Below are 7,091 nucleotides of genomic sequence, written 5' to 3'. Positions count from 1 at the left end.
ATTCGAGCCTGGATCGATTCCTGGCTCAACCCAAATGGGAAATATCGGTATACAGAATTACTTCGGTGTCGGAATGCGTCTGGAACTGATAGCCTTTGGTTTTAAGTTGGGCGCGAAGTTCAATATGATTATAAATTTCGCCATTAAATGTGACCGTTAGCATTCCATCAGAAGACTGCATGGGCTGCAATCCTCCTGAAAGATCAACGATACTCAGGCGACTGTGCGCAAATCCTACTGACCCGGTTTGTAAGACTCCTGAGGCATCGGGACCACGATGATGAAGCCTGTCGATCATCTGTTGTAATTCTTCACGATTGACTGGTTGTCCCTCAGGCTGAATGATTCCGGCAATTCCACACATATTAAATCCGCTATGTTGTTGATGATAGACCTTGCCCACTACTGCGAGTGAGATCTCTGCTAGTGAGAACTTAGGTCACGCCGATTTCAAGTCAAATTGAAAGTCATTGATCATCAGATTGTTAATATAAATAAACATCAGAGTCTGCCATTTGATGATTTACCCTCATAATCAGTTTGATTAACACGTCTGACAGCTCCCGGAACTTGGATTCAAAGCAAAGCAGATTATCTATGGCAACATGAATTACGGGCGGAATTTACACGATAACTAAAGACGCGAATTTGACTCCTGAGAAGTATGGCCTATGCTTGCATTACGCCTCTTAAATTGTGCAAATAAACGGTCCAGATCAAATTTGAAAAATCTCATTTGTAGTGATCCGGATCAGGTATTCTCAGTACGGTAAACCGATTGTGAATAGAACATGTCAGCTAAAGACTCCGATTCTGATTTGACAAAAACCCTTCCAGAGCAGAAGGCTTCCAAAAAGTCAGGCAGAACTGCATCAAATGCAGTCAACACAGAAGAACTGCTTGCTTCGCTCAGTATGCTGAATCTGGCTACGAATGATGAATCAGATGAATCGACGATAAACGACGCTACTTCTGAAGGTTTAGAGAGTAAGGCTGTAACGGAAATTCTGTCACAGGTGAAATCTTCTGAACCAATGCAGGTCGTTGGTAAAAATCAGCATTTGAGTCAATTATTCAACCGAGTTCAGTCTCTCTTAAAAGGGGATGCTGAAGAGAATCAGGATCAGTTCATTCCTCAATGCCCTGAAACGCTTGAAGACACGGGATTGACACAGGACGAAATCGAGCGTCTGATTCTGAAGTTTCTGCTTGCCAAAGGAACTCGAACCGGACGCCAAATCTGTCAACAAATCAAACTTCCTTTTGGAATTGTAGATCCCCTTCTAAAACGTGCTAAACATGACCAGCTTGTAGCCTTTGGTGGCACGGCTGAAATGGGAGACTACGAATTCACGATTACGGATTTAGGTCGTGAACGCGCACGAAGATTTTCTCAGGAATGTACTTACTTCGGATCTGCTCCTGTCTGTTTCAAAGATTATCTGCGAGCGATGGAGGCCCAGAGTATCGCCAAGCAGGAAGCGACTGAGGAAGATTTAAAAGCCGCTTTTTCAGACCTGATTATCAATCCTAAAATGCTAGATCGCCTGGGACCTGCCGTGAATTCGGGGCGAGGTATGTTCTTGTTTGGTGAAGCCGGTAATGGTAAAACCAGTATTGCAGAGCGGATCACAAAAGCGTTTGGCTCGACCATCTGGATTCCGCGCTGTCTCTCGATCGATGGCGATATCATTCGTCTGTTTGATCCAGGATTGCATGAAGAGGTCACTCAAGAAGTTGATTCTGAGAGTCTCTTTGATTTATCAGGCGTCGATCAACGCTGGGTACAGATTGTGCGACCGACGGTGATTGCCGGTGGTGAATTGACCATGAAAGAACTGGAAATTACACAGAATCCCCAAACGAAAATCTGTGAAGCACCACTGCAAATGAAAAGTAACTGTGGAACATTCGTCATTGATGACTTTGGCCGTCAGAGAATGCCCGTTGATGAGTTACTAAACCGCTGGATTGTTCCTTTGGAAAAACGTTACGACTTTTTAAACGTTCCCAGTGGAAAGAAAATTCAAGTTCCTTTTGACCAGCTCATTATCTTTTCAACAAATCTAGAACCCAAAGATCTTGTAGATGCTGCGTTTTTACGCCGTATTCCCTATAAGATTGAAGCGCTCGACCCATCACCAGAGGAATTTCGGGCACTATTTGAATTGATGGCACCAATGATGGGTTTTCAATTTGACGAAAAGGCTTACCAGTATCTGATCGACGAGCATTATAAAGCAGTCAACCGTCCATTTCGTGCCTGCCAGCCACGGGACCTGCTGCTCCAGGTGAAAAATTTCTGTGTCTACAAACAGACACCCAGAAAACTGACACCGGAAGCATTTGACTTCGCAGTCGAAAACTATTTTTCAGTCATGTGAAATTGTCGGTGACAGTAACTTCAGGCCGGCCATTCACTATCGCAAGACTCACATCGAAAACCAACCACGGTCGCAGTTCCTGGTATCATATGGTCTTTTCGATTGAGTAAACCATCCCGCAATTCCAATGAAGAGACTGCAGCACTGCTGCAGGCAGGACACTGTTGATTTTTGAACAGTATGCGCGCACGCTTTAATGTCCAATCATTTTGCCGCAGATAATGAGGTTTTTTAAGGGGACCTCGATTGAAGGGAAGAACCATCGGAGTGGGCTCTTCCAAAGAGGCAGCTGGCGGGTTGTGTGTTTCTTCTGGAAAATAAATCTTTAAAATGCTCATCCATGAGCTCCTTGTAATCAGTCCCTGATATAAAATATTCCTGTAAATCCAAACGGGAATCTTTATGGGGTAGAGTCTCCCGATGTCTGTCAGACTCGATTAAGTACGATCAGACATGCGAAGAGGTAAGCAGGATAAAATTCTCTTATTAAGTTGGCAAGAGGTTTTACTGTAAAGGTATAAACATTGTAAAAATTTCACACAGGAATTGGAATAAATGTGTGAAAATAGGGAAAGATAGTAGGCTAGTGGCCTATTGGTTTGTGTTGGAACGAGTAAAGTTGATGTGTTATTGATTTTAGTCATGCGATAAAACTAATCTTTGTCGGTTCGAATTTAGACCGGAAAACGCATGCTGTCTCAGGAGTTCTTCACATTAATAAGTCGAAATTGATCAAACTGATTTTAGGGATCATAATCACGGTCTCCTGCTTGCTGGCTGCAGTCTGGGGGATTGATCCTGAGCAGATTATGGAAAGTTTTCGGCATGCCGATTTCCGGACACTGCCGATTATGTTCTTGTTACTGTTTGTGTTCTTCTGGTTAAAAGCAATTCGCTGGCGGATGCTATTAGAGCCGATCAAGCACCTTTCAGTCTCTCAGGTGACTCCGGCCATGATGATCGGATTCATGGGCAATAATATCCTTCCCGCTCATCTCGGCGAGTTTTTGCGTGTTTACGTTCTCAGTAAACAGTTTCAAATTCCGAAAACGACGATACTTTCGACAGTGGTTCTGGAGCGGCTGTTTGATATCGTAGCGATTCTTTGTTTCCTGGGGATCGGAGTTTATTTTGCGCCCCATCTTCCTGATAGATATCGCTCCCTCAGTATACTGATGGCAGTTGTTATCTCAGTGACGATTATGGTTCTGGGCACTTATCTGATCTGGACGGAAGCAGTGATTAAACTCTTTCGTACGATATTCAGCCATTTGCGATTTCTACCTGTGAAATTAACGCATCTCGTAATAGAAATGATGCAGGCTGGTGCACAAGGAATGGCAGCAATGAAAAGCATCAGGCTGAGTGTTGGTATTATCTGGACCTCATTTGCACAATGGGCCATTAACGGATTGAGCATCCTTGTAGCGCTCTGGAGTTTTGATATTCAAGTGACTCCTCTGGCAGCGTTTGTGGTGTTGGGGGTGACCGCATTTGGTGTGACGGTTCCCTCAACTCCGGGTTTCTTTGGCGTGATTCAACTCTGCTTCTGGGTTAGCTTACAGGCTTTTGGCGTTTCCAAGGCGGATGCGTTTGCGGCTTCTATCTATTATCAGCTTTCACAATACATTCCGGTAACACTGATCGGTTTGTATTATTCGAATCGTGAAGGCCTGAAACTGAGTGATGCGGAAAAGGAAGCCGAGAAAGAACTCGAAGAGCTCGAAGGACTTGACAGTGATGCGGAATAGAAGAAACAGAAGTATCAGATACCAGTACTTGAATTATTAAGGTAAGACCGATGCTTTTTTTCCGAGTTTTGTGTTCTTCAGGTTGGCGGCTCCGTGCTCCGTAACCGACAGATCGTCAATACGATTATCAGTTAATTTAGAATCAATGACCTCTACCTGCGACGTACCATTCACGGAAAGTCCACTCCGTCCGTTTCCAGAACAAGTCACGTTTTCCAGAACAACACCTTTGCAGCGATCGTGGATGTTGATGCCATCCTGTCGAAAATTCTCAAATGTCAAATCTGATATGTAGACATCATTCACATCAACTAATGAGAGACCGACTGACTTTCCCGCAAGCGAAAATGTTTCCACAGGTGGTGACTGATTTTTTAAGCTATGATAATAGATGGCACCCTGATACACGGCCCATTTTCCCGAGGGGATATCTTCCAGTTTGACGGGCTTTCCCTTCTCAGGTTGATGTTCGGGAAGACTTTTGCCATCGAGATAGAGATTGAAAAATCCTTTGCGATACGGAGTAACTTTCCATAACCCGTTTCGTTGTTGCCGCCAGCCATTCATGGGGATGGGAATTGCCCCACTAATGGTGGCACCATTACCCAGAATAGTAAATTTCTCTTTTCCCACGCCACTAAGTCGTCTGCCGGAGAGGGAAATCGATTCATAGTACGGAGTTTCATTATTAATTAGAACAATTTTATCTCCGGGTTTGGCATAGCTGATCGCCCGCTTAATTGTTTTAACCGGTCCGTTTTTCCCGCCAACAATTTTGGGGGCAATCCCATTCAAGGCATTGTTACCGGCACGATTATCGACATAAATGACGCCGCAGTCTGCCAGAGGTAATTCGCAAAATAGAAAAATCAGACACAGCATCGCTGATTTCATTTCAACAAATCGGACAGCGTTTCGCATGATTGGCTCCCGGTTGAGATTAAAAAAACTGAGATCTGAATCAATGAATGGTTGATTTGGAGAATTCAGGATACATAAAAAACCCCGGCTTCAAACCGGGGTCATAGATTAAACAGGCAATGTTCAGTTTAACGTTGGCCAATTGAAACGTAGGCGCGCTCTTCATAACCGATGTAATGGGCCTTAGGCCGAATGATTTTGTTTCCATCAAGTTGCTCAAGAATATGGGCACACCAGCCGGCAATGCGACTCGCCGCAAAAATACAGGTAAACAATTCTCCCGGAATACCCATATAGTGCTGCAAGCTTGCAGAATAGAAATCAACATTGCAATTGCGAGAGATTTCTGCGAACACAAGTTTTTCCATTTCAACTGACATCTCGTACCATTTCGGATTGCCAGTCTCTTCACCCAGACGTCGGGAAAGTTCTTTTAAATGTTTGGCGCGTGGGTCTTCTACCTGATAGACGGCATGACCAAATCCCATGAACTTGCCTTTTGCTTCACGAACTTTTTTCACGTAAGGCGCTATGTTTTCTACGGAGCCGATTTCGAAAAGTGTTTTCAGTACTTCGGTATTTGCTCCGCCATGCAGTTTCCCCTTCAAGGCACCGATAGCTGCAGTCACTGCAGAATAGATATCAGGCAGGGTGGCGATGACAACGCGGCCGGTAAATGTGCTCGCATTGAGTCCATGTTCTGCATGCACGGTCAAAATCAGATCCATCGCGCGAGTCGCATCCTCGCTCGGTTTTTCTCCATTCAGCATATACATGAAGTTCCCGGAATGACTCAGACTGAGATCGGGGGCCACAGGTTCCAATCCCTTCCTTACCCGATGAATGGCTGCCACGATGGTAGGAATTTGAGAAATCAATCTCATCGAAATCTGCAGACGCTTTTCAAACGTTTCCGATTCTGCATCAGGATCGTAAACACCCGCCATCGATGTGATGGTTCGCAGCAGCGCCATGGGAAGCGCCTCAGTCGGAAGTTTCTTGAGTGCTTCAATCAGTTCAGGTTCTATTGCACGATATTGCTTCAGGTTGTCCTGATATTCTGTCAGCTGGCTTGGTGTAGGAAGTTCCCCATTTAATAAGAGAAAGGAAACTTCTTCAAAGGTTGCATGGTCTGCCAGTTCGTCAATGTTATAGCCACGATACAGTAGCTTCCCCTCGGTGCCATTAACTAAACAGATTGAACTGTCGGCTGCAATGATTCCCTTAAGCCCTTTAACAGCTTCGTTTGTTGTTTTCTCTACGTCGTCTGTGCTCATTTGAACTGATTTCACTTTCTCAACTACATCCAATAAAAATACTGCGAGATTCTTGATCGAAAACCAATCTGTTGGATTGCGATCATCCTCTCGCTGCTTTTATTTAACAAACTATTGAAAATTCGCTGACTTCCAGTATATCAAGCCCCGTTATAAGTTCAATCAATCAAAATCCTTTCTTCAACTGTGAATGGAATACAGTACTTCTTGCAGTCAGGTTGTATAGATGAAAGGAGATAGGGTTTCAGAAATGTTCATCGGGGTTTCATTCAGGGGATTGACTATTTTGTTGAAGGTGTGAAAATAAGAGGGTATGGATCAGTGGTTTTTGAAGGCATAGAGTGATTTTGCTCTTAAGGTACTGTAATTATGTGCCTTAGCCAGATTTAACGGTTTTTCATCGAATCATCAGACTTTTATATGAAAGGGAAATGATTGGATTACGTAAGTTGTTGACTTGTAACGTCACTGAGGTTTTTTAGAAAATTTTAATTCGTCGATATGGATTTCCGTAGACGTTACAGAAAGTTGTGATAGGATGGAGCAATATGAGCTGGAGGCTTATTAGCTTTTTCAGGTTCTCGGGAGATGTAAGGATGCTTGGGGAGAGAACCCTCTTGAATAATTTTGTTGGCGAATCGGATGCTCCGACGAAGAGCGCGAAAGCGTATTTGAGCAACTTCGTATTTCAGATGCTCTACGCAAAGGCCAATCGATCTTTTATGACCAGAGTGTGCTTTCATCGATCTTTTTCCAGA

Annotated in this window: 6 protein-coding genes; 2 read left to right on the top strand and 4 right to left on the bottom strand. The window is 44.0% G+C overall.

Annotated elements, in window-relative coordinates; genetic code table 11:
• Nucleotides 1-25: 25 nt before the first annotated feature.
• Complete coding sequence (locus tag Q0668_RS02650; RefSeq protein WP_298859662.1) at nt 26-364, bottom strand: hypothetical protein; 339 nt, start codon at nt 362-364, stop codon at nt 26-28.
• Between the two features lie 427 nt (nt 365-791).
• Between Q0668_RS02650 and Q0668_RS02645 the strand changes: the two genes are divergently transcribed.
• Nucleotides 792-2,384 (top strand): AAA family ATPase, encoded by a 1,593-nt coding sequence (locus tag Q0668_RS02645; RefSeq protein WP_298859660.1) that lies wholly within the window; start codon nt 792-794, stop codon nt 2,382-2,384.
• Nucleotides 2,385-2,404: 20 nt separating this feature from the next.
• Here Q0668_RS02645 and Q0668_RS02640 read toward each other — a convergent pair whose 3' ends face one another.
• Nucleotides 2,405-2,722 carry a hypothetical protein gene (locus Q0668_RS02640; protein ID WP_298859658.1) on the bottom strand — a complete coding sequence of 106 codons (318 nt, stop codon included), beginning with the start codon at nt 2,720-2,722 and terminating at the stop codon, nt 2,405-2,407.
• 390 nt (nt 2,723-3,112) lie between these two features.
• Between Q0668_RS02640 and Q0668_RS02635 the strand changes: the two genes are divergently transcribed.
• Nucleotides 3,113-4,135 carry a lysylphosphatidylglycerol synthase transmembrane domain-containing protein gene (locus Q0668_RS02635; protein ID WP_298859656.1) on the top strand — a complete coding sequence of 341 codons (1,023 nt, stop codon included), beginning with the start codon at nt 3,113-3,115 and terminating at the stop codon, nt 4,133-4,135.
• A 36-nt stretch (nt 4,136-4,171) separates the two neighbouring features.
• Here Q0668_RS02635 and Q0668_RS02630 read toward each other — a convergent pair whose 3' ends face one another.
• Nucleotides 4,172-5,056 (bottom strand): right-handed parallel beta-helix repeat-containing protein, encoded by an 885-nt coding sequence (locus Q0668_RS02630; protein WP_298859654.1) that lies wholly within the window; start codon nt 5,054-5,056, stop codon nt 4,172-4,174.
• 128 nt (nt 5,057-5,184) lie between these two features.
• Complete coding sequence (locus tag Q0668_RS02625) at nt 5,185-6,333, bottom strand: citrate synthase (protein ID WP_298859652.1); 1,149 nt, start codon at nt 6,331-6,333, stop codon at nt 5,185-5,187.
• Nucleotides 6,334-7,091: the final 758 nt, after the last annotated feature.

It is taken from the genome of uncultured Gimesia sp. (genome assembly GCF_937910335.1).
Lineage (GTDB): Bacteria > Planctomycetota > Planctomycetia > Planctomycetales > Planctomycetaceae > Gimesia.
This window is presented reverse-complemented; position numbering and strand designations above follow the sequence as displayed.